Source organism: Luteimonas sp. FCS-9 (assembly GCF_001014645.1).
Lineage (GTDB): Bacteria > Pseudomonadota > Gammaproteobacteria > Xanthomonadales > Xanthomonadaceae > Luteimonas.
In genome coordinates, this window is record NZ_LASZ01000007.1 from 29,344 (window position 1) to 54,760 (window position 25,417).

Annotated in this window: 21 protein-coding genes; 19 read left to right on the plus strand and 2 right to left on the minus strand. The window is 65.7% G+C overall.

Features of this window, described 5'->3' with window-relative positions; genetic code table 11:
* The first annotated feature begins 24 nt into the window (after positions 1-24).
* The 11 genes from WQ56_RS08010 (at position 25) to WQ56_RS08050 (ending at position 12,149) form a co-directional block, all read left to right on the plus strand.
* On the plus strand, positions 25-972 hold the full coding sequence (locus WQ56_RS08010) for a WxcM-like domain-containing protein (protein ID WP_047136582.1): 948 nt from the start codon (positions 25-27) through the stop codon (positions 970-972).
* Positions 969-2,063 carry a DegT/DnrJ/EryC1/StrS family aminotransferase gene (locus WQ56_RS08015; RefSeq protein ID WP_047136583.1) on the plus strand — a complete coding sequence of 365 codons (1,095 nt, stop codon included), beginning with the start codon at positions 969-971 and terminating at the stop codon, positions 2,061-2,063. The genes WQ56_RS08010 and WQ56_RS08015 overlap by 4 nt, the downstream gene beginning before the upstream one ends.
* Positions 2,064-2,070: 7 nt before the next feature.
* Positions 2,071-3,582, plus strand: coding sequence for an O-antigen translocase (locus WQ56_RS08020; RefSeq protein WP_052772903.1), 1,512 nt, complete (start codon positions 2,071-2,073; stop codon positions 3,580-3,582).
* Between the two features lie 28 nt (positions 3,583-3,610).
* Positions 3,611-4,657 carry a hypothetical protein gene (locus WQ56_RS18605; protein WP_156170431.1) on the plus strand — a complete coding sequence of 349 codons (1,047 nt, stop codon included), beginning with the start codon at positions 3,611-3,613 and terminating at the stop codon, positions 4,655-4,657.
* A 45-nt stretch (positions 4,658-4,702) separates the two neighbouring features.
* Complete coding sequence (locus WQ56_RS18045) at positions 4,703-5,809, plus strand: glycosyltransferase (RefSeq protein WP_082132268.1); 1,107 nt, start codon at positions 4,703-4,705, stop codon at positions 5,807-5,809.
* Positions 5,806-6,999, plus strand: a complete 1,194-nt coding sequence (locus tag WQ56_RS18050) for a glycosyltransferase (RefSeq protein ID WP_082132269.1) — start codon at positions 5,806-5,808, stop codon at positions 6,997-6,999. Before WQ56_RS18045 ends, WQ56_RS18050 begins: the two co-directional genes overlap by 4 nt.
* Before the next feature lie 188 nt (positions 7,000-7,187).
* The gene (locus WQ56_RS08030) at positions 7,188-8,186 is read left to right on the plus strand and encodes a glycosyltransferase family 4 protein (protein ID WP_197076455.1); all 999 of its coding nucleotides are present in this window, start codon (positions 7,188-7,190) and stop codon (positions 8,184-8,186) included.
* A 91-nt stretch (positions 8,187-8,277) separates the two neighbouring features.
* Entirely contained in the window at positions 8,278-9,315 is a 1,038-nt protein-coding gene (locus WQ56_RS08035) for an EpsG family protein (protein ID WP_047136586.1), read from the plus strand.
* Complete coding sequence (locus tag WQ56_RS08040) at positions 9,312-10,469, plus strand: glycosyltransferase family 4 protein (protein WP_047136587.1); 1,158 nt, start codon at positions 9,312-9,314, stop codon at positions 10,467-10,469. The genes WQ56_RS08035 and WQ56_RS08040 overlap by 4 nt, the downstream gene beginning before the upstream one ends.
* Positions 10,466-10,954, plus strand: a complete 489-nt coding sequence (locus tag WQ56_RS08045; protein WP_047136588.1) for a VanZ family protein — start codon at positions 10,466-10,468, stop codon at positions 10,952-10,954. The genes WQ56_RS08040 and WQ56_RS08045 overlap by 4 nt, the downstream gene beginning before the upstream one ends.
* Before the next feature lie 61 nt (positions 10,955-11,015).
* Positions 11,016-12,149, plus strand: coding sequence for an MraY family glycosyltransferase (locus WQ56_RS08050; protein ID WP_047136589.1), 1,134 nt, complete (start codon positions 11,016-11,018; stop codon positions 12,147-12,149).
* 375 nt (positions 12,150-12,524) lie between these two features.
* Here the strand turns inward: WQ56_RS08050 and WQ56_RS08055 are convergent, their stop codons facing one another.
* Together WQ56_RS08055 and WQ56_RS08060 are read right to left on the minus strand one after the other, a co-directional pair.
* Positions 12,525-14,765, minus strand: coding sequence for a polysaccharide biosynthesis tyrosine autokinase (locus WQ56_RS08055; RefSeq protein ID WP_047136590.1), 2,241 nt, complete (start codon positions 14,763-14,765; stop codon positions 12,525-12,527).
* Between the two features lie 69 nt (positions 14,766-14,834).
* On the minus strand, positions 14,835-15,272 hold the full coding sequence (locus WQ56_RS08060; protein ID WP_047136591.1) for a low molecular weight protein-tyrosine-phosphatase: 438 nt from the start codon (positions 15,270-15,272) through the stop codon (positions 14,835-14,837).
* A gap of 219 nt (positions 15,273-15,491) precedes the next feature.
* Between WQ56_RS08060 and WQ56_RS19050 the strand changes: the two genes are divergently transcribed.
* The 8 genes from WQ56_RS19050 to WQ56_RS08100 all read left to right on the plus strand — a co-directional run bounded on the left by WQ56_RS19050 (position 15,492) and on the right by WQ56_RS08100 (position 25,411).
* Positions 15,492-15,833: a hypothetical protein gene (locus WQ56_RS19050; protein ID WP_052772904.1), complete on the plus strand. Its 342-nt coding sequence runs from the start codon at positions 15,492-15,494 to the stop codon at positions 15,831-15,833.
* 115 nt (positions 15,834-15,948) lie between these two features.
* On the plus strand, positions 15,949-17,052 hold the full coding sequence (locus tag WQ56_RS08070; protein ID WP_047136593.1) for a polysaccharide biosynthesis/export family protein: 1,104 nt from the start codon (positions 15,949-15,951) through the stop codon (positions 17,050-17,052).
* Between the two features lie 10 nt (positions 17,053-17,062).
* Positions 17,063-17,743 carry a YjbF family lipoprotein gene (locus WQ56_RS08075; RefSeq protein ID WP_231583380.1) on the plus strand — a complete coding sequence of 227 codons (681 nt, stop codon included), beginning with the start codon at positions 17,063-17,065 and terminating at the stop codon, positions 17,741-17,743.
* A 5-nt stretch (positions 17,744-17,748) separates the two neighbouring features.
* Positions 17,749-18,546, plus strand: a complete 798-nt coding sequence (locus WQ56_RS08080; RefSeq protein ID WP_197076456.1) for a capsule biosynthesis GfcC family protein — start codon at positions 17,749-17,751, stop codon at positions 18,544-18,546.
* Complete coding sequence (locus WQ56_RS08085) at positions 18,543-20,729, plus strand: YjbH domain-containing protein (protein WP_047136596.1); 2,187 nt, start codon at positions 18,543-18,545, stop codon at positions 20,727-20,729. Before WQ56_RS08080 ends, WQ56_RS08085 begins: the two co-directional genes overlap by 4 nt.
* Before the next feature lie 358 nt (positions 20,730-21,087).
* A complete protein-coding gene (locus WQ56_RS08090; protein ID WP_047136689.1) occupies positions 21,088-22,521 on the plus strand; it encodes an undecaprenyl-phosphate glucose phosphotransferase in 1,434 nt (477 codons plus the stop codon).
* A gap of 185 nt (positions 22,522-22,706) precedes the next feature.
* Complete coding sequence (locus WQ56_RS08095; RefSeq protein WP_047136597.1) at positions 22,707-23,873, plus strand: nucleotide sugar dehydrogenase; 1,167 nt, start codon at positions 22,707-22,709, stop codon at positions 23,871-23,873.
* Between the two features lie 80 nt (positions 23,874-23,953).
* Positions 23,954-25,411, plus strand: coding sequence for a lipopolysaccharide biosynthesis protein (locus tag WQ56_RS08100; RefSeq protein ID WP_082132270.1), 1,458 nt, complete (start codon positions 23,954-23,956; stop codon positions 25,409-25,411).
* Positions 25,412-25,417: the final 6 nt, after the last annotated feature.

Sequence of the window (25,417 nt, forward strand, 5' to 3'; positions counted from 1 at the left end):
GGTAGTGGAAGCTCAGGAGTTCCGATGAACGCTGCAGACGAATCCTCCTTCATCCATCCGCTCGCGGATGTCCAGACATCGGACATCGGCGTCGGCACACGCGTCTGGCAGTTCGTCGTGATGCTGCCTTCCGCCCGGATCGGGGCGAACTGCAACATCTGCGCGCATTGCTTCGTCGAGAACGATGTGATCGTCGGTGACCGAGCGACCATCAAGAGTGGCGTGCAGCTGTGGGATGGGCTGCGGATCGGCGACGATGTCTTCGTCGGCCCGAACGTCACATTCACCAACGACATGCGGCCTCGGAGTAAACAGCGGCCGGCCGAATACCTGACCACGCAGATCGACGCGGGCGCTTCGATCGGCGGCGGCGCCACGATTCTCCCGGGGCTGCGGATCGGCCGGGGTGCCATGGTCGGTGCCGGGGCAGTCGTGACCCGATCGGTGCCGCCGAACGCCATCGTCGTCGGCAATCCCGCAAGGATCATCGGCTACGTGGACGCCAGCGGCGGCGCTCGCGCAAACGCCGCCCCGCCCGCCATCGCACAACCGGTCGATTCTGCTTTACAGGGCGCAAGGCTCCACGTGTTGCCCCGCGTCAGCGATATCCGCGGCAGCCTGTCCGTAGGCGAGTTCCAGCGCTCCGTGCCCTTCGAGGTCAAGCGCTACTTCCTGGTGTTCGACGTCCCGAGCGTCGAGACCAGGGGCGAGCACGCGCACCGGGAGTGCCACCAGTTCCTGGTCTGCGTTCGCGGCAGCGTGACCGTCGTTGCCGACGACGGTGCCCGACGCACCGAATTCGTGCTCGACCGACCCGAGCACGGGTTGCATCTCGAACCGATGATCTGGGGCATCCAATACAAGTATTCGTCCGATGCTGTCCTGCTGGTGTTCGCGTCCCATTATTACGATGCGGCGGACTACATCCGGAACTATGACGAGTTCCTCGCATTGACGGGCCAGAACGCATGATCCCGTTTCTCGACCTCCACGCGCCGCACGTCGAGCTTCGCGACGAGATCGACACCGCGATCGCTCGCGTGGTCTCGTCGGGCTGGTACATCCTCGGCCCGGAGGTCGAGGCGTTCGAAACCGAATACGCGGCCTACTGCGGCACCCCGCATTGCGTCGGTGTCGGCAACGGGCTCGATGCCTTGCATCTGACGCTTCGCGCCATGGACGTCGGCGTCGGCGACGAAGTCATCGTGCCGTCCAATACCTACATCGCCACCTGGCTGGCCGTCAGCCAGTGCGGTGCCCTACCGGTGCCGGTGGAACCGGACACGACCACCCACAACATCGATCCGGCACGGATCGAGGCAGCCATCACACCGCGTACCAAGGTGATCCTGCCCGTGCATCTGTACGGTCATCCGGCCGATCTGGACCCGATCCTCGCGATCGCCCGCCGGCGCGGCCTGCGCGTCCTGGAGGATGGCGCGCAGGCACATGGCGCCCGCTACCGTGGACAACGCCTCGGCGGCCACGGGGATGCCGTGGCCTGGAGTTTCTATCCCGGCAAGAATCTGGGCGCACTGGGCGACGGTGGAGCGGTCACGACCCGGGACGCCACATTGGCCGAGCGGCTCCGCATGCTGCGCAACTATGGGTCTCGGGAGAAGTACGTCAACGAGGTGCAGGGCTACAACAGCCGCCTCGACCCGATCCAGGCGGCGGTACTCCGGGTCAAGCTGGCGCACCTGGATTCGTGGAACGCCCGGCGCCGCGCCATCGCGGCGCGCTACCTGAGCGACCTGGCCGACACCCCGCTCATCCTGCCCCAGGTCCCCGACTGGGCCGAGCCGGCCTGGCACCTGTTCGTCGTCCGCCACGCGCGGCGCGACGAACTGCAGCGGGCACTGACAGTCGCGGGCGTCGGCTCGCTGATCCACTATCCGATTCCTCCTTTCAGACAGGCTGCCTATCGTCAGACCCGGCTGGCCTTCGACGCCTGCCCGATTGCCGACACGCTGGCCGGCGAGGTCCTCAGCCTGCCGATGGGACCGCACTTGAGTGCGGAGCAGGTGACCCAGGTCGCCGCGACCGTGCGGCAGTTCGCCTGAGCCTGCGATGTCGGACGCCAGCTCCTATCGCCAGATCCTGCGCTCTTCCTCGGTGATCGGAGGCGCCTCGGTCGTCAATATCGGCATCGGCCTGCTGCGCATGAAGGCCGTCGCATTGCTCTTGGGACCGAGCGGCGTGGGCCTGATCGGCCTGTTCACCAACCTGGTGGCGCTGGTCTCGACCGTGGCCGGGCTCGGCATCGGCAATGTCGGCACGCGACAGATCGCGGAAGCTGCGGGACGGAGCGACCCCCAGCGCATCGCCACGGCTCGTCGCGCCCTGTTCTGGGGAACGCTGATGTTGGCCGGGGGCGGCGCGCTGGTCATCTGGTCGCTGCGGGGCGTGTTCGCGGCGTACGTGCTGAACGACGCTACGCTCGCGCCGCAGATCGGCTGGCTGTCGCTGGCGGTCGCGCTCACCGTGGCGGCCGCCTCGCAGAATGCGTTGCTCAATGGACTGCGGCGCATTGGCGACATTGCCCGCGTACAGATCGCCAGCGCGGTTCTGTCGACCGTCCTCGGCCTGCTCGCCCTCTGGTGTTGGGGCGCGCCCGGCATCGTGGCGTTCGTGGTCGCCGCACCCCTGGCCACGTTCGTTTTGGGCCACGTGTTCGTCGCTCGACTGCCCAAGGTGCAGGCCCCGGCCAGCGACGTGCGCGAGCTATCGAACCAGTGGCGCGTACTGGTCCGACTGGGCACGGCTTTCATGGTGGCGGGCCTGGCGGCCGTCGCCGCGCAACTGGTGGTCCGCACTCTCGTCCAGCGCGATCTGGGCGCGGACGCCCTCGGCCATTTCCAGGCCGCCTGGGCCATCTCGATGACCTACATCGGCTTCGTCTTGCGCGCGATGGGGACGGACTTCTACCCGCGATTGACCGCGATCATTCAGGACCGCGACGCCGTCAACCGCCTGGTCAACCAGCAGACGGAAGTCGCACTCCTGCTCGCGACACCGGTGCTGCTTGCGATGCTGGCGCTGGCGCCCTGGGTCATCCGCCTGCTCTACACCGCGGAGTTCGCGGAGGCCGCCCTCGTACTGCGCTGGCAGGTGCTGGGCGACTTCCTCAAGATCGCGAGCTGGCCGCTGGGATTCATCCTGCTGGCATCGGGGGCCGGGCGCACCTACATGCTGACCGAATGGACAGCCATGGGCGTATTCGTCCTGCTCACCTGGATCGGGCTGCCCCTGCTCGGACTGGCAGCGAGCGGCATGGCCTTCGTTGGCCTGTACGTGGTCTACCTTCCGCTCGTGTACTGGCTGGCGGTGCGGCGGACGGCGTTCACCTATTCCCCGCGCATCGTCAAAGTCATGATCTCCTGCCTGGCTTGCGCAATCGTGTTAATGACCATCTCGACCCATTCCGAAATAGCCACAAGGGTGATAGGTCTGTGCATTGCCTCGATATTTGCGGCATTCAACTTTCGACAACTCCTGGCCGTCGTAAGCAACGGATCAGAAGCCGGAAAGTTACGAATTGCGAGGCGCGCGATGGATAGACTGCTGACCCGCAAAGAATGATCTCACCTCGGAAAAATGGAGCCACGGCGTGAAAGTGCTACTCCTCCATGAAATGAGCGGAGTCCACACAGAACTCAAAAAAGGGCTGCTAGACATAGGAATTGAAGCGCGGATTGCAACGCTCGGTGACGGATCGAAACGTTACGACACCGATATTTTTCTTGGGAATCCCGGCAACGGCATCCCCGCTGCGCTCAGCAGGATGCTGGCCCAGATCAGTGTCGCGAACAAGCTTCGTTCGTTCGACATCATCCAGACCATATCCCCAAATCCCTTCTTCAAACCACTCAGCAAAGCGCTTGCGAATCACGTATTCAATGATCCGGAAAAGTGCATCTACGTCGCTGCGGGATCTGACGCAATCTATCGCAAGCATGTGCGGACGCTCGCGTACCACCCCCCTCACGACTGGCATGAGGATGACCACAAATATAACGGACTGCGCGACCTGATAAGCGAATTCAAGGAAGTCGTCCCACTTTGCTGGGAGTACAAATACTCGCTCCAGCAAGCAGGGCTTACGCCACCAGAAGTCGTCCCCTTCCCGATTGAGATATCGAGACATCGCGTCCACCCCATCAAAAAGCGAGGTCGCCTTAAGATCTTCCACCCCCTGAATAGGATCAATCGCACCAACGACTTCAAGGGGACCAGCCTGATCTTGAAGGCATTCGATATCCTCAACACAAAATACGGCCGCTACGCCGAATTCATCACCTCAGGCGGAATGAATCATCGCGATTATGACTCCTTTACTAATGGCATGGACATCATTGTGGACCAAGCCTACAGCTACAGCTATGGCATGAGCGCCGCCTATGCTCTAGCGAAAGGAAAGATCGTCCTGTCCGGAATGGAAAGCGAGGCCAGAGCGAATGGCATCTACTGCGACTGCCCGGTGATCAATATCCGACCAAACGTGCAAGACATCGCGGATAAAATCGCCTCCGTAATAGAGTCTAGATCGAAGCTCGGCATATTGAGTGACGCATCACGTGATTTTGCAGAGCGCTTTCACGACCACAAGGAAGTGGCGAGACAATACGCCGAAATCTATCACCGCCCCAAGCAGTAACTGCATCCATCCTTAGGTATCGTCGTGTCCAGAAATCGCCGAGTAATGCACATAATCAGATCGCTGGACTTTGGCGGAGTCGAGTCCCGCATGATCTTGCTAGCTCAGCATGCGGAAGAATCTGATTTCGAACACACTTTTTGTGCGATCCATTCCGGCGGCGCAGCGTTCGCGAAAATGAAAAACTCCGGAGCGAACGTGACGGTACTCGGAGAACCCGCCTCCATACCGTCCATTCGCGCCCTGTCCAGCCTGACCCGCCATATTAGAAAATATTCCCCCGACATTGTGCATACGCATGGGGCCGAAGCGAACTTCCACGGACTTATAGCATCGAGGTTCGCGAAAGTACCTGTAACCCTCGGAGAGGAAATCGGCATCCCCCGGCATTCCCCCGCCGCACGCATAGCTTTCAGGATCGTATACGGGACAGCAGATGGGGTAGTCGCGATATCCAACTCTGTCAAGAACGCGATCGTCACCCTCCAGGAGGCAAACCGCGAAGATATCCACGTGGTGCTCAATCCAGCAAGAATGCTCGATACGGTTACTCGCCGCTCATCCCTGAAAAATGCCAACCAAAGCTTTCGCCTCGGCTTCGCGGGCCGGCTGGAAGAGGTCAAGAACGCATCTTCTCTGCTCGACGCAATAGCAATTGTCAGAGACTCCGGGGTGCAAGCCACGCTTGACATCGTCGGAAACGGCTCACAACGCGCACTGTTGGAGAAACAGGCCCTCGCACTTGGCCTCTCGAAATCTGTAGCATTCCACGGATTCATGGAGGACCCATTTTCCACCCTCGGATCATGCGACCTGTACATTCAACCGTCTCTCAGCGAGGGCTTTGGCATTGCGCTCGTAGAAGCGATGTCTGCGGGACTTGCCACACTCGCGACCCCTGTCGGTGGAGCTACTGAAATAATTGAGCATGGGATTAACGGCTTGCTGCTTGAAGATGTTGACGGACAAAGCATCGCCAATGGGGTGATAGCAGCTGCGGCTCTAGGCAGAGATGAGCTCGCTCGAATAGGCCAAACCGCACGAGCAAGCGTACTCTCAAGGTTTTCGCCGACCAACTATATTCATTCACTTGACCGATTGTACGACAGCACTCTCACCGAGAGACGCAATCGGACGGGGACAGCCGCATGAAAGTACTCTTCATAACGTGGGACGGGCCCCAAGTGAATTACCTGGAAGGGCTATTCCTCCCCATATTCGATGAGCTGTCAAGACTCGGCTTCGAGTTTCACATTCTGCATTTTACATGGGCCAGTGAAACCCATCTATCCAAAGTAAGAAGGGCTTGCGAGGAATCCGGCGCGTCTTATCAGTCGATACGGGCCTGGAGAACGTCGGCTATGGGATCTTTTCTATCGCTGGCAATCGGTGCGCTCGCCATCCGCCGGATCGTCTCGCGCCGATCGATAGACGTGATCATGCCGCGAAGCATCTTCCCAGCGCTTTCGCTTCTCCTTTCGCGCATGCACAAAAGTCACAGGATAGTATTCGATGCCGACGGGTTTGCTGCGGACGAAAAGGTCGAGTTCGGAAGAATCCAGAGACTCTCGGCATACTACCGCGTGATGCGATACGTCGAATTTCGCGCCATCCAGGTATCCAAAGCGGTTCTAGTTCGAACCGAAAAAGCCGCAAACGTTCTGGACGCACGAGGAGGAGCCGGCATCTCTCGAAGCATGTTTAATGTAGTCAGCAACGGGCGCGATCCATTATTGTTCAGTCCAATGGACCACGAAGCGCGCATGCATATGCGGCGCCGCCTTGGAGTGGATGCGAACTGCCCCGTGGTTGCCTACGCAGGATCGATGGGCCCCCAATACCTTCCCGAGCGAATAGCTGGGTTCTTCCGCGAAGTCTTGAAACTGAGGCCTGGCGCCAAGTTGCTTGTGCTCTCCAGCTCACCTGAGCCCGTCCGCATCCACGCCAAGGCTCTCGGGATAGCCGATACATCAATTATCTACGCTTCGTGCGAGCAAGATCTTGTCCCTCACTATCTAGCATGCGCCGACCTAGGCTTGGCTTTCCGCGCGACCAGCTGGTCCACACAAGGCATCTCCCCAATAAAGCTGGGAGAGTATCTTCTCTGTGGATTGCCGGTAATTGCGACGTCGGGCATCGGACGCACAGAAGTGATCGATCGGGACACGGGCCTTCTGGTTGAGGGCGAGATTCCATCCTTGCAGGAGGCCGCCCAATGGTTTCTCGACGAGGTTCTTCTGGATCGGGATGGATATAGAGCTCGCTGTCGCTCGCTAGGCGTGACGTACTTTTCCATCCGATCCTCGGTCAGATCTTATCTGCAGGCGCTGAGAAGCCTATGAATTTACCAATGGCTGATACCAGCATGCGGGGCCCGAATGGTGCTTAGATGCGTCACGGCCAACTTCATCGGCCATATGCCCTCACGCGGACGCAGTGAAGAAGCACGATCATGCGCATGCTGATGCTGCCCCGCTACGGCCGCCTCGGCGCTAGCAGTCGCCTGCGCAGCTACCAGTACCTGCCGGCGTTGCGCGCTGCCGGCTTCGAGGTCGACGTCTCGCCGCTGCTGGGCGACGACTACGTCGCCGGGCTCTATGCCGGTCGCGCGCCGCCGGGTGCCGTGCTGCGCGGATATCGCGATCGCCTGCGTGCGGTGCGCACGCGCGCCCGCTACGACCTGGTCTGGGTCGAGAAAGAAGCCTGGCCCTGGCTGCCGGACATCGTCGAGCGGACGCTGTCGGACGGCCGGCGCCGACTCGTCGTGGATTTCGACGATGCAGTGTTCCATCGCTACGACCGGCATCGCAATCCGCTCGTCCGCGCAGCGCTGGGACACAAGCTCGACCGATTGATGGCACGCGCAGATCTGGTCACCGCCGGCAATGCCTATCTGGCCGAGCGGGCCCGGGCCGCAGGTAGCCGGCAGGTGGCCTGGCTGCCGACGGTGATCGATCTCGACCGCTACCCGCCACCGGCGCCCAGACGCACGCGCGGCCCCGTGGTGATCGGCTGGATGGGGTCGCCATCCACCGCCGGCTATCTGCACACGGTGGCGGACGCGTTCTCGCCGCTGCGGGCCGCAGGCCGCATCCGCTGCGTGGCCGTGGGCGCCCGGCCGGACCAGGTGCAAGGCACGCCATTCGAGGCCGTGCCCTGGAGCGAAGCGAGCGAAGTGGCCGCGCTCCACGGCTTCGACATCGGGATCATGCCGCTGGCGCAGACGGCGTGGGAGCTCGGCAAATGCGGCTACAAGCTGATCCAGTACATGGCCTGCGGCCTGCCGGTCGTGGCGTCGCCAGTCGGCGCGAACGCGCAACTGGTACGCGACGGCGAGAACGGCCTGCTCGCGACGGGCCTCGACGATTGGGCCACCGCGCTACGCACGCTGGTCGATGACCCAGCGCTGCGCACGCGCATGGGCGCGAGCGGACGGCGCGACGTGGAAGCGCACTATTGCCTGCAGGTGCGGGCGCCGCGCCTGATCGCGCTGTTGCAGGCCCTGGTGTCTGGAGCGGACCTCCCATGATCGTGCCGACCGGCCCGGCCAGCACCCCCCGCATGCGCGTGCAGGCAGGAGGGCCGTTCGCCCGGTCGCAACGCCCAGGGGCGCTGCTGCCATGACGGGCTTCTGGCTGATGTTCCTGCTGCCGGTCTGGGCGCTGCTGGCGCCGCCGCTTCCCGACGAGGAACGCTGGGTGCCGTGGGCGGCGATCGGCGTGTTGTTCGCGCTGATGATTGGCCTGCGATACGAGGTCGGCGGCGACTGGGGCTCGTACCTGCAGCATTTCCACATGGCCGACGCGCTGCCATTCACACAGGCCGTCCGGCTCGGCGATCCCGGACATTTCCTCGTCAACTGGGTGGTCGGGCGCCTGGGCGGCGACATCTACTGGGTCAACCTGCTCTACGGCAGCCTGATGATGTGGGGCACGGTGGTGTTCTGCCGACGCCAGCCGTGGCCGTGGCTGGCACTGCTGGTCGCGGTGCCGTACATGCTGATCGTCGTGGGCATGGGCTACAGCCGGCAGGCGGTGGCGCTGGGCTTCGCGTTGCTGGGGCTGTCGGCGCTCGGCGACCAGCGCGTCCGCACGTTCGTCGTCTGCATCGCCATGGGCGCGCTGTTCCACAAGTCGGCGGTGCTGCTGCTGCCGGTCGCGGCGCTCGCGGCGAGCCGCAACCGCACATTGACGGTCGGGCTGGTCGGCCTGACCGGCGCGTTGCTGTATTACCTGCTGCTGGCCGACAGCACCGAGACGCTGTGGGAGAACTACGTCGAGGCGCAATACCACTCCGAGGGCGGCTTGATCCGCGTGGCGATGAACGTGGTGCCCGCGGTGCTGTTCCTGGTGTTCCGCGACCGCCTCGCCGGCGATGCCGAGCGCCGATTGTGGGTCTGCATCTCGCTGTTCGCGATCGCGTGCCTGCCGCTGGTGCCGTTGGCCTCGACCGCGGTCGACCGCGTCGCGCTGTATCTGATCCCGCTGCAGTTGTTCGTGTTCGCCCGGCTGCCGCTGCTGGCCGGCGGCGACGTGCGCGTGCGCACGCTGCTCGTCGCCGGCACGGTGGCCTACTACGCGGTCGTGCAGTACGTGTGGCTCCACTTCGCCACGCACGCGGAGTACTGGGTGCCCTATCGCTTCCTGCCGTTCGAATGACCGGGACGCCCGCCCGCACCGGCCGCTCGATCGTGCTGTTCGCGAACACGGACTGGTACCTCTACAACTTCCGGCGTTCGCTGGCGCTGGCGTTGCTGGAACGCGGCGACGATCCGTTGCTGCTGTCGCCGCCCGGGCCCTACGGCGAGCGGCTGCGCGCACTGGGGCTGCGCTGGGAGCCGGTGCCGATGCAACGTCGCAGCCTCGATCCGTTGCGCGAGGCGCGTCTGCTGCTCTGGCTCGCGCGGCGGCTGCGCCGCGAACGGCCGGCGCTCGTGCACGGTTTCACGATCAAGTGCGCGGTCTACGGCGCGCTGGCCGCGCGCTGGGCAGGCATCCCGGCGCGGGTCGGCGCCGTGGCGGGCTTGGGCTACGTGTTCACCAGCCGCTCGCCGCGTGCACGCCTTCTCCGTCCGCTGGTACGCGGGCTGATGCGCGCGGCACTCGGCGGGCGCGACGCGCGGCTGGTGCTGCAGAACCGCGACGACGTGGCGCTTTTCGCGCGCGCGCGGCTCGTCGACAGCGCGCACGTGCGGCTGATTCCCGGCTCTGGCGTCGACTGCGCGCGTTTCGATGCACGCCGTCGCGATCGCGCCACGGGACGGCCCCTGCGCGTGCTGCTGGCCACCCGGCTGTTGTGGGACAAGGGCCTGGCCGAGTACGTCGCCGCCGCGCGCCGGTTGCGTGGCGAGGGCCGGGACATCGCGTTCCTGCTCGCCGGCGACCCCGACCCGGGCAATCCGGCGGCCGTGCCCGTCGCGACGGTCGAGGCCTGGGTCGCCGACGGCACGCTGCAGTGGCTGGGCCACGTCGACGACATGGCCGCGCTGCTGGCCGACGTCGACGTGGCGGTGCTGCCCAGCTATCGCGAGGGCCTGCCCAAGAGCCTGATCGAGGCGGCCGCCTGCGCGCTGCCGCTGGTGACGACCGACGTGCCCGGATGCCGCGACGTCGTCGACGATGGCGTCGACGGCCTGCGGGTGCCCGCGCGCGACGCCGCCGCGCTGGCCGGGGCGATCGCGCGCCTGCACGACGACCCGGCACTCGCGCATCGGCTGGGCGCTGCGGCCCGCGTCCGTGCGCTCGCTCAGTTCGACGAGCGCATCGTCATCGCCCGCACGCTCGACGTGTACCGGGAATTGCTGCCGCCATGACGCCGATCGTGTTCGTCGCGGCCTGTTGCGCGTTGCTGACGCTGGTCCTGCTGCCCACGCGCACGCGACGCCTCGCCGCGACGGTCGCGCTGATCGTGTCGGCCACCGGCGTCGCGGCGTCGCTGGTGCTGCCGACGCCCCGGCTGGTGGCGCTGGCGGGACGGCCGCACGTGACCACGCTCGAGCAGCTCGCACGCAGGACGCCCTGGGAACTGCCGACGATCGTGCACTTCGTCGCGTTCGCCTGGCTTGCGTGGCTGCTCGCGGTGTTCTGTGCGCGCTGGCCGCGCCGGCACGTCGTCGCCGTGCTGGTCGCCATGGCGATCGCCGCCGAACTGCTGCAGGGACTGAGCCCCGGCCGCACCCCGCGGCTCACCGACGTGGGCGTGAACCTGATGGGCGCGGCAACCGGGTTGTCGATCGCATTGGCTGCGCAATGGGTGCGACGTGCGCTTGGACAGCAAGATGAAGACGTCGCAACGTGAGGTGACATAGGGTTGATGCGCCGGACGCACGCGGTGCGTCGGGGGCCAGGGATGCACGGCGATGATCGAGGTGCTGATCCATCTGGATTGGGCGAGCGCAGGATTGGCGCTGGTCGTGACGTGGGTCACGTTATGGTGCTGCGCGCCGCTGGCGCGCCGGATGAACCTCGTGGACCACCCGCACGGCCGCAAGGACCACGCATCGCCCACGCCGGTCACCGGCGGCATCGCGATGGGACTGGGCGTCATCGTCGCCGGGCTCGTCTTCGTGCCGGAGGTCGGCGACGGCTTCCCGGGATTCCTCGGTGCAACCGCCATCCTGCTGGCGATCGGCATCCTCGACGACCTCTACGACGTCCGCTGGTACTGGCGGATCCTGGCGCAGACGCTCGCCGCGCTGGTCATGATCTACGCGGGCGACGTGCGCGTGGAGCAGCTCGGGCCGGTGATCGGCCTGTCGTCGATGTCGCTGGGCGCGTTGTCGGTGCCGTTCACGGTGTTCGCCACGCTGGGCCTGATCAACGCGATCAACATGGTCGACGGCGTCGACGGCCTGGCCGGCAGTCTGGTCTGGTGTGCGCTGCTGATGCTCGCCGGCGCCGCGCTCTATGCCGGCAACGACCTCATCGCCGACCGCATGATGATCCTGATGGGCGCGGTCGCGGCATTCCTGGTGTTCAACCTGCGACTGCCCTGGCGGCAGCGCGCGTCGCTGTTCATGGGCAACGCCGGCAGCGCGTTCCTCGGCCTGGTGATCGCCTGGTTCTCGTTCCGCCTGACCCAGAACCCCGGGCATCCGGTCAACCCGGTGCTCGCATTGTGGCTGGTACCGATCCCGGTGATGGACACGCTGGTGGTGGTGACGCGCCGGCTGCTCGCCCGCCGCTCTCCGTTCCATGCCGACCGCAACCACATCCACCACCTGATGCTCGAGGCCGGCTTCGGCCATACGCAGCTCGTCGTGGTGCTGGTGGCGGCGAGCTTGCTGTGCGGCACGGCCGCGGGCCTGGCGATGCGGGCCGACGTCCCGCACCCGGTGTTGCTGCTCGCGTTCCTGGCAATGTGCCTCGGCTGGTACTGGCTCAGCGCCCGGCGCGAGCGCGTCCTGCCGCCGCTGCGCCACGTCGCGCGCCTGACGCGGTTCGGCAGACGCCCCCCGCCGACGCCGCGTGCGCCGGAGACGCTGGAGCACTAGCGAAAAGCGGCCCCCATCCCGACCTTCCACCCATGAAGGGCGCAATGCCCCGCGATGCGGGGGAAGGAGCCCAGAAGCGGAGCCGCGCGCGATTTCACCTCCCCCGCCTGCGGGGGAGGTCGATGCCGCAGGCATCGGGTGGGGGCACGGGCTTGACGCAAGAAAGCACCCCCATCCCAACCTTCCCCCGCATGCGGGGGAAGGAGCCGAAAAGCAGGACCTCCAGGAGATTCACCTCCCCCGCGTGCGGGGGAGGTCGATGCCGCAGGCATCGGGTGGGGGCACGGACTTGGCCCAGAAAGCACCCCCATCCCAACCTTCCACCCATGAAGGGCACAATGCCCGCAATGCGGTGGAAGGGGCAAAACCCCGCGATCAGGCCTTGTCGGCCTTGTACTCGTAGTAGCCGTAGCTGTAGTAGCCGGTGGCGCGCTTTTCGACGGCGTTGAAGATCACGCCCTTGACCTGCACGCCGTTCTGCTCGAAGCGCTTCTTCGTCAGCAGAATCTCCTTGGGCTGGTTCACGCCGAAACGCGTCACCAGCAGGCTCGACCCGGCGTGGCGGGCGATGACCGCCGCGTCGGTGACGGCCAGGATCGGCGGGGTGTCGACGATCACCAAGTCGTACTGCGCCGACAGCGTCTCCAGCAACTGGCCGAAGCGCGGGTGCATCAGCAATTCCGACGGGTTCGGCGGGATATCGCCACGCACCATGTAGTGCATGTTCTCCACGCCGTCCGCCGGGCGGATCGCCGCGGCGACGTCGAGCTTGCCGCCGAGCACGTCGGACAGGCCCTGGGCATGCGGAACGCCGAGCACCTTGTGCAGCGTGCCCTTGCGCATGTCGGCGTCGATCACCAGCACGCGCTGGCCGGCCTGGGCGATCACCGCGGCCAGGTTCGCCGAGACGAAGGTCTTGCCGACCGCCGGACGCGGGCCCGAGATCGCCAGGATGTTGTTCTTGGCCTCGAGCATCGCGAAGTGCAGGCTGGTACGCAGGCTGCGGATGGCCTCGATCGCCAGGTCCGCCGGCGCGTTGACCGCGAGCAGGTGCTGGCGCTTGTCGAAGCCCGGGTCGCGGCGCACACGGCCCTTGCGGTTTCGCAGCCGGTCCATGATCAGCAGGTCGCGCGCCTGGCTCAGCGGGATCGCCGCGTACACCGGCAGGCCCAGCTCCTCGATCTGCGCAGGATCCTCGATGCCAGGATTGAGCAGCTTCTGCAGGAACACCAGCGCCACCGACAGGAAGCCGCCGAGCAGCGTGCCGATCAGCACGATCAGCGACTTGCGCGGCTTCACCGGCCGCTGCGTGTCGACGACGGCCGGATCGACGATGCGCACGTTGCCGACGGTGCCGGCGCGCGCGACGTCGAGCTGCTGCGCCTGGTTGAGCAGGCCGGTGTAGAGCTCGTTGCTGACCTGCAGGTCGCGCGTCAGCGTCAGCAGTTCCTGCTGCGTGTCGGGCAACTGGCCGACCTGCTTCTGGAAGCCCGCCTTGCGCGCCTCAAGCTCGCCGATCTGCTTGAGCAGTGCACGGTAGGCGGGATGCTCGCGCGTGAAGCTGCGATCCATCTCGGCCTGCTGCAGGCGCAACTGCTGGATGCTCGTCTCGACCGCGACTTCCTGCTGCAGCAGCCCTTGCGTCTGCATCGTGATGTCGACCGAGTTCGCCCGGGTCTGGTATTCGTTCATCGCCTTCTGCGCTGCCTCCACCTGGAGGCGCACGGTCGGCAGCTGCTCGCGGACGAACTCCAACTGCGCACCGGCCTCGGCGGAATTGCGCTCGACGTTCTGGCGCACATACGCGGCGGCGACCGCCTGGAGGAATGCCTCGGCGAACTGCGGATCGGGATGCTCGAACGCCAACTGCAGGATGCCGGACTCGCGGCCCTGCTCGGACGCATTGACGTCCTGCTGGTAGCCCGCGACCACATCGAGCCGCCGCAACTTCGTCACCTCGAAGCGCGTGCCCGGGTTGGCGCGCAGCGCGGCGACCTGCAGCCTGACGCCGCCGCCCTCGGCGTCCGCGCCGACCGTGCCCTCGACCAGAAGTTCGTCATCCGGCCCGAGCAGGCTGAAACGCGAGGCGTCATCGCCCACGCGCAGCGTCAGCGGCTGACCCTCCAGTACGGACGGCACCTCGAGACCGACGATCTCGACGTGCTCGCCGCCCCAGCCGTAGCGCGACAGGCCGAACCACGGCGACGCCACCTGGTCGGGCGTCTCGGGCGAAAAGCGACGCGCCAGGAAGCCGCCAATCAACGGGAAGCGCGCCGGTTCGACGATCACGTCGGCACGCGTGGTGTCGACGGCACCGCCGATCACTGTCCGGGACGTGATCAACGCGACCTCGGTCGTGGCCGCCGTCGAGGTGACGCCCCCGCCCAGTGAGGAGAGGTCGGGCAGGCCGGGAATCGTCGGCGCCTTGGATTCCACCTGCACCATCGAGCGCGCCTGGTAGATCGGCGTCGCCAGCAACGCATAGGCCACGCTGGCCACGAAGAACACCGCGGTGATGCCGATGATCCACCACTTGCGATCGATCAGCGTGCCGAGGAGTTCGCGCAGGTCGATCTCGTCCTCGTCCTTGGGGGACGCTCCTGTTTCCTTGCTCATGCAGTGGCTCTGGCTTCTGTAATGGGAGGCGCGATGCGCGGAGTATCGGGATATGCGGTCAACGACCGTCTAACGGAGGTAGCGTTGCCAGGCGGCGACCGAGTCGTCGACCAGGCCCAGCACATGCTCGAACGCAGGACGCTGCTGGCGGTACGGATCGGGAATCTCGCGGTCGCCGATCCACTTGCCCAGCAGCATCACCTTGCCGCTGGCCTGCGGCACCTCGCGGGCGATGCGCGCCTGGTGAGCCCGCTCCATCACCAGCACCAGGTCGGCGTCGGCGAGCAGCGCGGGCGTCAACTGGCGGGCACGGTGGAGGTCGGTCTCCAGGCCACGCTCGTGCAGCAGGGTCGCGGCGGTCTGGTCGATCGGATGGTCGACCAGCGCCTGCAGGCCGGCCGACGAGACGGCGATCCCGGACGACCCCAGTGCCGATCTCAGGACGATCTCCGCGGTGGGACTGCGGCAGATGTTGCCGATGCAGACGAACAGGACCTTCCGAAACACCTGGACGCACTCCACTCCCGGACGCCGCCGGGGCGGACACAAGCGCGTAGTCTAGCAAAGCGAAAACCGCGCGCAGGGCCTTCACTAGGTTCAGCTTTGTGCAACGTCCCTGACCCGATTGGGCGCGCCACCGGAATTCCTTGACAGTAGCCGCGGTCCGCAATAGCCTCGCGGTCAGCCTGGACGCACCCCGTCCTCCAACAAGCTCGGAGCCCCCTCATGAACAAGACCCTTCGCCTGATCGGCACCATCGCCCTGGCCGGCATGTCCGGCATCGCCTTTGCCGCACCGCAGGCGCAGGGCTCCAACGACGACGCGGCTGCAGCCCCCGTCGAGAGCGGCATCCCCGGCGGTACCGGCGGTGCGGTCGGCACCGGCCTGACCACCGGACAGACCGTCGGCATCGTGGCTGGCGTGGTCGCGCTTGCCGCGGTCGCCATGGACAACAATGGCGACAGCGAAGGCGAGTTCACCGGCGGTGACGGTGGTGGCGATGGCGGCGGCGGCACCGGCGGTACCGGTGGCACCGGCGGCACGGGCGGCACCGGCACCGGCGGCTGATCGAGCTTCCGCACCTCGCGGTCAACCGATAGATCGACCCCGCCGGCTCGCGCCGGCGGGGTTTTTTATGCACGGCAACCCTTGGCCGCGCATCGAGTCCAGGAGAGTTCCGCCCATGCGCGTATCGCTGCGCCCGCTCATCGCCCTCGTCGCCGTTTCCGCCCTGTCGGGCTGCATCTGGAGTCCCGGCCAGCACCTGCGCCCCGGCGGCACCAACGACGAAGGCATCCGCACGGTCGGCAACGACCAGCTGGACCTGATCCCGATCACGCCGAAGCTGATCGCGATGGAACGGGCCACGCAACAGACGACCGGCGGGCTGCCGACCGCGCTCGTGGAATACCAGCCGCCCGCCTACACCATCGGCATCGGCGACGTGCTGTACATCACCGTCTGGGACCATCCGGAGCTCACCGTTCCCGCAGGCGCGCAACAGCAGCTCAATGCGGCCGGCCGTCATGTCCAGACGGATGGCACCCTGTTCTACCCCTATATCGGCAAGGTCCAGGCCGCGGGCCGGACGCCTGGTGAGTTGCGTGCGGACCTCGCCACCCGGCTTGCGCGCTACATCGAATCGCCGCAGGTCGATGTTTCGGTCATGACATATGCGAGCCAGCGCGCCTGGGTCACCGGTGCGACCGCCAACTCCACAGCCGTCCCGCTGACGATGGCACCGATGACGCTCAACGACGCGATCAGCCAGGCCGGTATCAACCCGACGGTCGCCGACCTGTCGGGCGTGCGCCTGACCCGCGACGGCATCAGCTACACCATCGACCTGGATCGCCAGGCGGGTGATGCGATCTACCTCAAGCCCGACGACCACCTGTACATCCCGTTCCTCGATGCGAAGGAAGTCTTCGTCGTCGGCGAGGTCACCTCGCCCGGCGCGCAGAGCTTCCGCACCGGCAACATCAGCCTCAGCCAGGCACTGGGCCGCGCCCGCGGCCTGCTCCAGACCACGTCCAACGGCAACGCGGTCTACGTGATCCGCGGTGCGCGCGGGCTCGAGGTCGATGCCCCGCCGTCCGTCGTCTATCAGCTTGAGGCCAAGTCCCCGGCGGCGTTCGCGGTGGCCAGCCAGTTCCAGCTCCAGCCCGGCGACGTGGTCTTCGTCGGCGCCGCCGGCATCACCCGCTGGAACCGCTTCATCGCCCAGCTGATTCCGTTCTCCGGGCTGATCCGCAACGCCGCTGGCACCAGCAACGACCTGGAGTGATTTCGTCGCGATGATGGCCCGTTCCTACGCCCCGTCCGCCGTGCGGGCGATGGCGACGCTTTGTCTCGCCCTGCTGCTCCCGGTCCTGGCCGGTTGCAGCGGCCTGAGCCGCGGCAGCCTCGATGCCGCCCGCCTCGCGGTGTTCGGCTCCAAGCTCGACATCACCGCGGAACAGGTGGCCGCCAATCCCTACGCCCAGATGCTGGTGCAGGGTGACGATTTCGAGGCCCTGATGGTGCTGGGCAACGACGACGCCGGCCGCAGCGCCTGGTACAGCCCCGACCGCCGGATCATCTTCCTGCAGGGCGGCCTGCTGAGCGGAACCGCCGGCCTGCCCCAGGACGCGAGCGACATCCGCCTGGTCGGCGACAACCCGTTCGCGCGGCTGGCGAGCCTCGAAGGCACGGTCGCCACGCTCCGACGCTACGACTGGATGCCCGGCTACCGCCACGGCGCGATGGTGCAAGGCGAACTGCGTCGAACCGGACCAGAGCAGGTGGAGATCCTCGGCACGACGCATACGCTTGTGCGGTTCGACGAGAGCCTGCGCGGCGCGGGCGTCGAGGCGACCAACACCTACTGGGCGGAGCCGCAGACCGGCTTCATCCGCAGGAGCCGGCAACTGGTGGCGCCCGGCCACAGCGTGGACCTCGTGCAGCTCAAGCCGTACCGGCCGGGAGGCGCCCGATGAAGCGCATGTCGCTGCTCCTGGCCCTGCTCGCCGCGACGACCGCCGCGCAGGCGCAGTCCGGGACGCTGCAGGTCCGCGTCGATGGCGCGGTGCAGCGCCCCTCCGTGTTCCAGGTGCCGACCGGCACCCGGCTGGCCGAGGTCCTGCTGGCGGCAATGCCGACCGAGGCTGCCTATCCGACCGGGGCCGCGCTGCTGCGCCCGTCCGCGCTCGAGGCGCAGACGCGCCTCAAGGCCGGCGTGCTGCACGACCTGCAAGCCCTGCAGTCGGCTGTCGACGTGCAGCCGGCCACGGCCGCCGCTGCGGCGCGCTTGGAAGCCGAGCTTGCGGCGATGCCCGTCACCGGCCGCGTCCGCAACGAACTCGCCGCGCGCGTGGTCGAGGTGCGCCCCGAGACCAACCTCGTGCTGCAACCCGGGGACCATGTCCTCTATCCGACGCGGCCCACCCAGGTGCGGGTGACCGGCGCGGTCGCTGCGCCCTGCACCTTGCCGCACGCGCCGCTGCGCGATGCCGTCGAGTACCTGCACGACTGCCCGGCCGCGGCTGCCGACGGCGACCTGCTGTTCGCGGTGCAGCCCGACGGCACGGTCCAGACGCTCGGCATCGCCGCCTGGAACCGCAGCCCGCACCAGGCGCTCGCCCCGGGGGCGACGCTCTACGTGCCGCTGCCCGAACGCGACCTGCGCCGGGCCGGCACGCCGGACCTCAACCGCGAACTCGCCGACTTCCTGGCGACCCAGCCGATCGCCCCTCTGCCCGCCCACGCGCCGGACACTTCGAACACGGACCCCGCACCATGACCGCCCGCCATCGCCGCCGCCCCGTCCACCTGGCGCCGGGGCTGCTGGCCCTGGCGATCGCCGGCAGCCTGCACGCGCAGGAATCGGCGCATGACCTCGTCACCCAGGGCGACTGGGGCGGCGCCGGCCTGCTGCAGACCCCGACCGCGCGCATGGAGGCCGAAGGCCAGCTCAGCCTGACCGGTAGTTACACCGCGCCATACGCGCGCTACAACCTGTCGATGCAGCCGTTCCCGTGGTTCGAGGGCACGTTCCGCTACATGAACGTCAACAATCGCCGCTATGGGCGTCCCAGCCTGAGCGGCGACCAGCACTTCAAGGACAAGTCGATCGACATCAAGGTGCGACTCTGGGAAGAGAGTCGCCATTGGCCGGAAATCGCCTTCGGCATGCGCGACGTCGGCGGCACCGGCCTGTTCTCGAGCGAGTACCTCGTGGCGAACAAGCGGTTCGGCAGTATCGATGCCAGCCTCGGATTCGCGACCGGCTACATCGGCAACCGCGGCGACATCGCCAATCCGCTGCGCCTGATCGACGACCGTTTCGAGACGCGGCCGATCCCCGATCCCGACATCACGCGCGCCGGCCAGGCCGGTCGTGACGTGTTCCGTGGCCCGATCGGCGTATTCGGTGGCATCACCTGGCAGACGCCGCTCGACCAGCTGCTGCTCAAGGTCGAGCTCGACGGCAACGACTACGAGCGCGAGCCCCAGGGCAACAATCAGCGCCAGGACTCGCCAATCAATGTCGGCTTGGTCTATCGCCCCAGCCCGAACCTGCAGCTGACCGCCGGCCTGGAGCGCGGCAACACCGCGGTGATCGGCCTGACGTTGACGACCAATCTCGCAACGGCGCGCAGCAATGCCCCGATCCTGGACCGGCCCGTCGTGCCGCTGCGGCGCCATGCCGATCCTGACGCCAGCGTCGGCGCGGCCACCGGGGCGCCGGTTCCGGCGTCGGACGATGGGGCCGGCACAGATCCCGACTGGGCCAGCATCGCCGCCGACCTCGGCCAGGAAGCAGGCATCCGCGTGTCGCGCATCACGCGCCGCGATCACGAGGTCATCGTCCACGGCAGCCACAACCGCTATTTCTACCCGGCGCAAGGCATCGGTCGCGGCGCCCGCGTGCTCGACAACGCGCTGGGCGACGATGTCGCGTGGTTCACGTTCGCGCACGAACGCGCCGGCACGCCGATCGCCGAGACCAGCGTGGAGCGGCAGGCCTTCGCCGACTACGTGGACAGGCGGATCGACCTGCCCGCGTTCGCGCGCAAGGTGGAGCTGGCGCCTCCGGCGCAGCAACGCCGCGAAGAGGTCTACGAGGCGCCGTTCCGACGCCTGCGCGGCAGCATCGCACCCGGCTACAAGCAGGTGCTGGGCGGACCCGACGGTTTCATCCTCTACCAGCTGTCGGCCGACTTCAGCGGTGCCTACTGGTTCGGGCGCAGCACCTGGCTGTCGGGCATGGTCAGCGTCGACATCGCCAACAACTTCGACAAGTTCCGCTACGACGCGCCCACGCGGCTGCCGCGCGTGCGCACCTGGCAGCGCCAGTACATGACCACGTCCGACGTGACCGTGCCCAACCTGCAGCTCACGACCGTGCACCAGCTCGGTCGCGACTGGTATGGCATGGCCTACGCCGGCTACCTGGAGGCGATGTACGGCGGCGTGGGCGGCGAGCTGCTGTACCGGCCGTTCGGCGAGCAGTGGGCGCTGGGCATGGACGTCAACCAAGTGCGGCAGCGCGACTTCGACCAGCACGCCGGCTTCCGCGACTACGAGATCACGACCGGCCACATCACCGGCTACTACACCTTCGGCCGCAAGCACCGGCTCCAGGCCAACGTCAGCGTGGGCAAGTACCTGGCCGGCGACATCGGCACCACGGTCAACCTGACCCGCCGGTTCGACAATGGCGTGACCATGGGCGCCTACGCGACCAAGACCAACATCTCCTCTCGCACGTTCGGCGAGGGCAGCTTCGACAAGGGCATCTATTTCTCGATCCCGATGGACTTCCTGCTGCCCCGTCCGAGCCGCGCCCGCGCCGAGATCATGTGGCAACCGCTGTTCCGTGACGGCGGCGCCAAGCTGTTCCGGACCTATGGCCTGTACCCGATGACCGGCGAGCGCAGCGGGGACCTGCTGTTGGACAACCTGGAATGGGTGGACCGGTAGCCATCGCGCGACATACCCGATGAATGACGCATTCAAGAACATGACTTGGCGCGCTGCGCGCACTTCGGCTCGATCTTGTGTGAATGCCGGCGGTCGGCCGTTCATCGAAACAGGCGCCATATGGCAGTTTCGGTCACTTGTTGACGCACTGCAGCAACTTTTCGTTGCCACCCTGCGCCGCGTGTGAGAAATTTCTCACCATTCGTGAATAGGCGTGAGGTTCGCGACAGCGGGCCGAACAGACAAAGCGGCGTCAGACCGCGACCATTGGTTTGTTGAGTACTGGACACAGGGTGAAGTCGGGGGCGTCCCACGGGAGGGGCCCGGGTCGGCTCTGTGCTCGATGAAGGAGTCGAGCATGTTTTTCGCACCCAGCCGGCCGCAGGCCGAAGGGGACTGGCGCATTGCCAGCAAGTTGACGGCCCTGCTGTCCTGGGGGCTGCGTGCCCTGGACGTGGTGGTGCTGCTGGTCGCCGGCCTCGTCGCCTACTGGCTGCGCTTCGACACCTTCGCGATGCCGCTCGACTACGTGCGCAACCTGGCACGTGTGCTCATCTTTGCGGTCCTGGTGCTCAACGGTTCCACCCTCTATCACAGCTGGCGCGGGAAGGGCCTGGTCCGCGAGGGCAGCCAGTTGCTGGCGCTGTGGACGCTCGTCTTCGCCGCCAGCATCCTCTACACGGTCGCGTTCAAGCTCAGCGAGGACTTTTCGCGGCTGTGGTGGGCGACCTGGTTCGGTCTCACCGTCGCCGGCACCAGCCTCCTGCGCGTCGGCGTGCGCAGCTTGGCCGACCAGCTGCGCGCGCGCGGTGTCGACCGGCGCACCGCGGTGATCGTCGGCGGTGGCCGCGACGCCAGACGCCTGGCCGAGCAGCTCGTGGCCCAGCCGTGGCTCGGCCTGCAGGTGCGCGGCTGGTTCGCGCCGGCGACCTCGCGCCAGCGGCTCGACGGCCTGCCCCTGCTCGGCAGCGTGGACGCGCTGGAGCAGTACGTGCGGCGGCTGCGCATCGACCAGGTGTGGATCGCGCTGCCGATGAGCGCCGAGGCCGAGATCCAGGACGTGCTGCACCGCCTGCGGCACTCCACCGCCGACATCAAGCTGGTGCCCGACCTGTTCGGCATGCAGATGCTGAACCACTCGGTGGAGCAGGTGGCCGGCGTACCGATCATCAACCTGCGCAGCAGCCCGCTGCGTGGGGACGCCTACGTGCTCAAGGCGGTCGAGGACCACGTGCTGGCATTCCTGATCCTGCTGCTGATCTCGCCGCTGATGCTGGGCATCGCCCTGGGCGTGAAACTGTCGTCGCCTGGCCCGGTGTTCTTCCGCCAGCGGCGCCACGGCCTCAACGGCCGCGAGATCAAGGTGCTGAAGTTCCGCAGCATGCGCGTCCACGCGGAGACGGCAGGCAAGGTCACCCAGGCCAGGAAGGGCGATCCGCGCGTGACCGCGTTCGGCGCCTTCCTGCGCCGTACCAGCCTCGACGAACTGCCGCAGTTCATCAACGTGCTCAAGGGCGACATGTCGATCGTCGGGCCGCGCCCGCACGCGATCGCCCACAACCACGAGTTCATGGACCAAGTGGACGACTACATGCAGCGCCACCGGGTCAAGCCCGGCATCACCGGCTGGGCGCAGGTCAACGGCCTGCGCGGCGAGACCGACACGCTTGATAAAATGGCCCGCCGCGTCGAGCACGACCTGTACTACCTGCAGAACTGGTCGCTGGCCTTCGACCTGCGGATCATCGTCATGACGGTCTTCAAGGGCTTCATCGGCCGCAACGCCTACTGACGGCAACGCGTCCTCGGTCTTCCCATCGCGCCCTTCCCCGCCCGCCGGAGAAGTCGCCACTCCCCCTTCCCCCGCCTGCGGGGGAAGTCGGCCCAAAGGGCCGGATGGGGGCGCCTTTTGCTGTTCGCTTCCTTAGCTCTCCGCTCCACCCTTCCAACCCACATCCCACAACCAGCCCACCGCCCATGAAAATCGCCATCGCCGGCACCGGCTACGTCGGTCTGTCCAACGCCCTCCTCCTCGCCCAGCACCACACCGTGGTCGCCCTGGACATCGACGCTGCCAAGATCGAGATGCTCAACCGCCGCGAATCGCCGCTGGACGATGCCGAGATCCGCGAGTACCTCGCCAAGCCGGAGCTGGATTTCACCGCGACGACCGATCCCCTGCAGGCCTACGCGGGTGCAGACTACGTCGTCATCGCGACCCCGACTGACTACGACACGACGTCGAACTACTTCAACACCCGTTCGGTCGAAAGCGTCATCGCGCAGGTGCGGGAGATCAACCCCGACGCGGTGATGGTGGTCAAATCCACCGTGCCGGTGGGCTTCACCGCCAAGGTCCGAGCACAGTTCGGCACCGACAATGTGCTGTTCTCGCCGGAGTTCCTGCGCGAAGGCCGGGCGCTGTACGACAACCTGCATCCCAGCCGGATCATCGTCGGCGAGCGCTCCGAACGCGCCGCCGTCTTCGCGGGCCTGTTGCAGGAAGGTGCGATCAAGCAGGACGTCCCGGTGCTGTTCACCGATGCGACCGAGGCCGAGGCGATCAAGCTGTTCGCCAACACCTACCTCGCGATGCGGGTGGCGTACTTCAACGAGCTGGACACCTACGCCTGCACCCATGGCCTGGATACCCGGCAGATCATCGAAGGCGTGAGCCTCGATCCGCGCATCGGCAGCCACTACAACAATCCTTCGTTCGGCTACGGCGGCTATTGCCTGCCCAAGGATACCAAGCAGTTGCTCGCCAACTACCGCGATGTCCCGCAGAACATGATCCACGCCATCGTGGAAGCGAATCGGACCCGGAAGGATTTCATTGCCGAGGACATCCTTCGCCGGAATCCGCGCGTTGTAGGCATGTTCCGACTCGTCATGAAGGCGGGGTCGGATAATTTCCGGGCTTCCGCAATACAGGGAGTCATGAAGCGAATCAAGGCCAAGGGTGTCGAGGTGATCGTGTATGAGCCGGCGCTTCAGCAGGATGATTTCTTCGGATCCAGGGTCGTCCGTGATATCGCCAAGTTCAAGGAGGCGGCAGATCTCATCGTGGCCAATCGGCTGACGGAGCAGTTACGTGACGTCGAAGCCAAGGTTTATAGCCGGGATCTGTTCGCGGCCGATTGACGCAGTGGAAATGCGAGCCAGTGTTGCCGCCCACCCATTAAGACTCAAAATATCGCGATCGATGTCGTATTCGGTGCTCCATGCAAGGTAAGGAATTAAAGCGAAAGAGTGTCCGCGGTGGCGTCGTCACAATGGCGGCGCAAGGTGGAAGCATCGCTGTACAGATTGCTTCTACCGTGGTGCTCTCGCGCCTTCTTCCTGCCGAAGATTTCGGCATTATCGCGATGATCGTCGCGGTCACTGCATTTGCGGGCCTGTTCCGTGACATGGGCTTGTCAACGGCGTCCATCCAGAAGGTGAATCTCACCTTCGCGCAGACCAATGCGCTGTTCTGGATCAATGTGGCAACCGGCGCATTCCTGACGCTTCTGGTAGCAGCATGTGCCCCGTTTGTAGCCAAGTTCTACGGGCGCGCTGAACTGCTGCCGGTCACAGTGCTCCTGAGCAGCACCTTCCTGCTTGCCAGTCTCGGCGCCCAGCATGCTGCTTTAATGCAGCGTGAGCTTCGATTCAAGCCAAAAGCATTCTCCGATATCTCCGGCGCCATCGTTTCGCTGTTCACATCAATTACATTGGCAGCTAATGGATATGGCTACTGGTCGCTCGCATGGGGCACAGTCGCGGGCGTATCCACGACGACGCTGCTTTATTTTTCCCTCTCCAGCTTCAGGCCTGGATTGCCCCGTCGCGCCGAGGGCGTCAAAGAACTCATAGGGTTCGGCGTCAATGTCACAGCGTTTGAATTCGTCAACTATTTCCATCGGAACCTGGATAATGTCCTCATCGGACGAGTCTGGGGCGCTGGAGCGCTGGGGTTGTACAGTCGCGCATATCAGTTGATGATGCTCCCGATCATCAGCATCCGCACGCCGATCAATGCCGTCGCTCTTCCTGTCTTGAGCCGGCTTCAGGCTGAGCCTGATCAGTTCCGTCGATATTACCGACAGATCACGGCAGTGCTCGGGATGCTATCGATCCCGCTGATGGCATTCCTCACGGTCAATGCTGAAGGCGTCATTCGCGTGGCGTTGGGCGATGGCTGGTCGGAGATGGTTCCGATCTTCGTGCTCCTGGGTTTGACCGGACTTATTCAGCCGGCCGCCAGCCTGCGGGGACTCGTCCTACTTAGTCTGGGAAAAACCAAGCGCTATCTGATATGGGGCGTACTGAACGCCGTTGCGGTGAGCGTGGGCTTCGCAATCGGTGTTCTTTGGGGAAGCGTTGGGGTTGCGGCTTCTTATGCGATCACTAACTATCTTATTCTCTATCCGTCGCTCATCTTTGCTTTCAACGAAACACCAGTACGCCCATCGGATTTCTTTGCAGCTTTGATGAGGCCGTCTCTTTCCGCGGCGATTGCTAGCGGTGTCAACATATCTGCTATTCCGTTCGTTTCGCCCTTCGGCGACTTTTTCTCGCTTGTTCTCGCATTTCTTGTCTTCTCGCTGGCATTTCTGGTCGTTTTTTGCCTGATTCCTGGCGGCGTCCGTGAGCTCAAGGCTTATGGGCGCCTCGCGCGGGAAATCAGGAGGAAATAAAGAGAA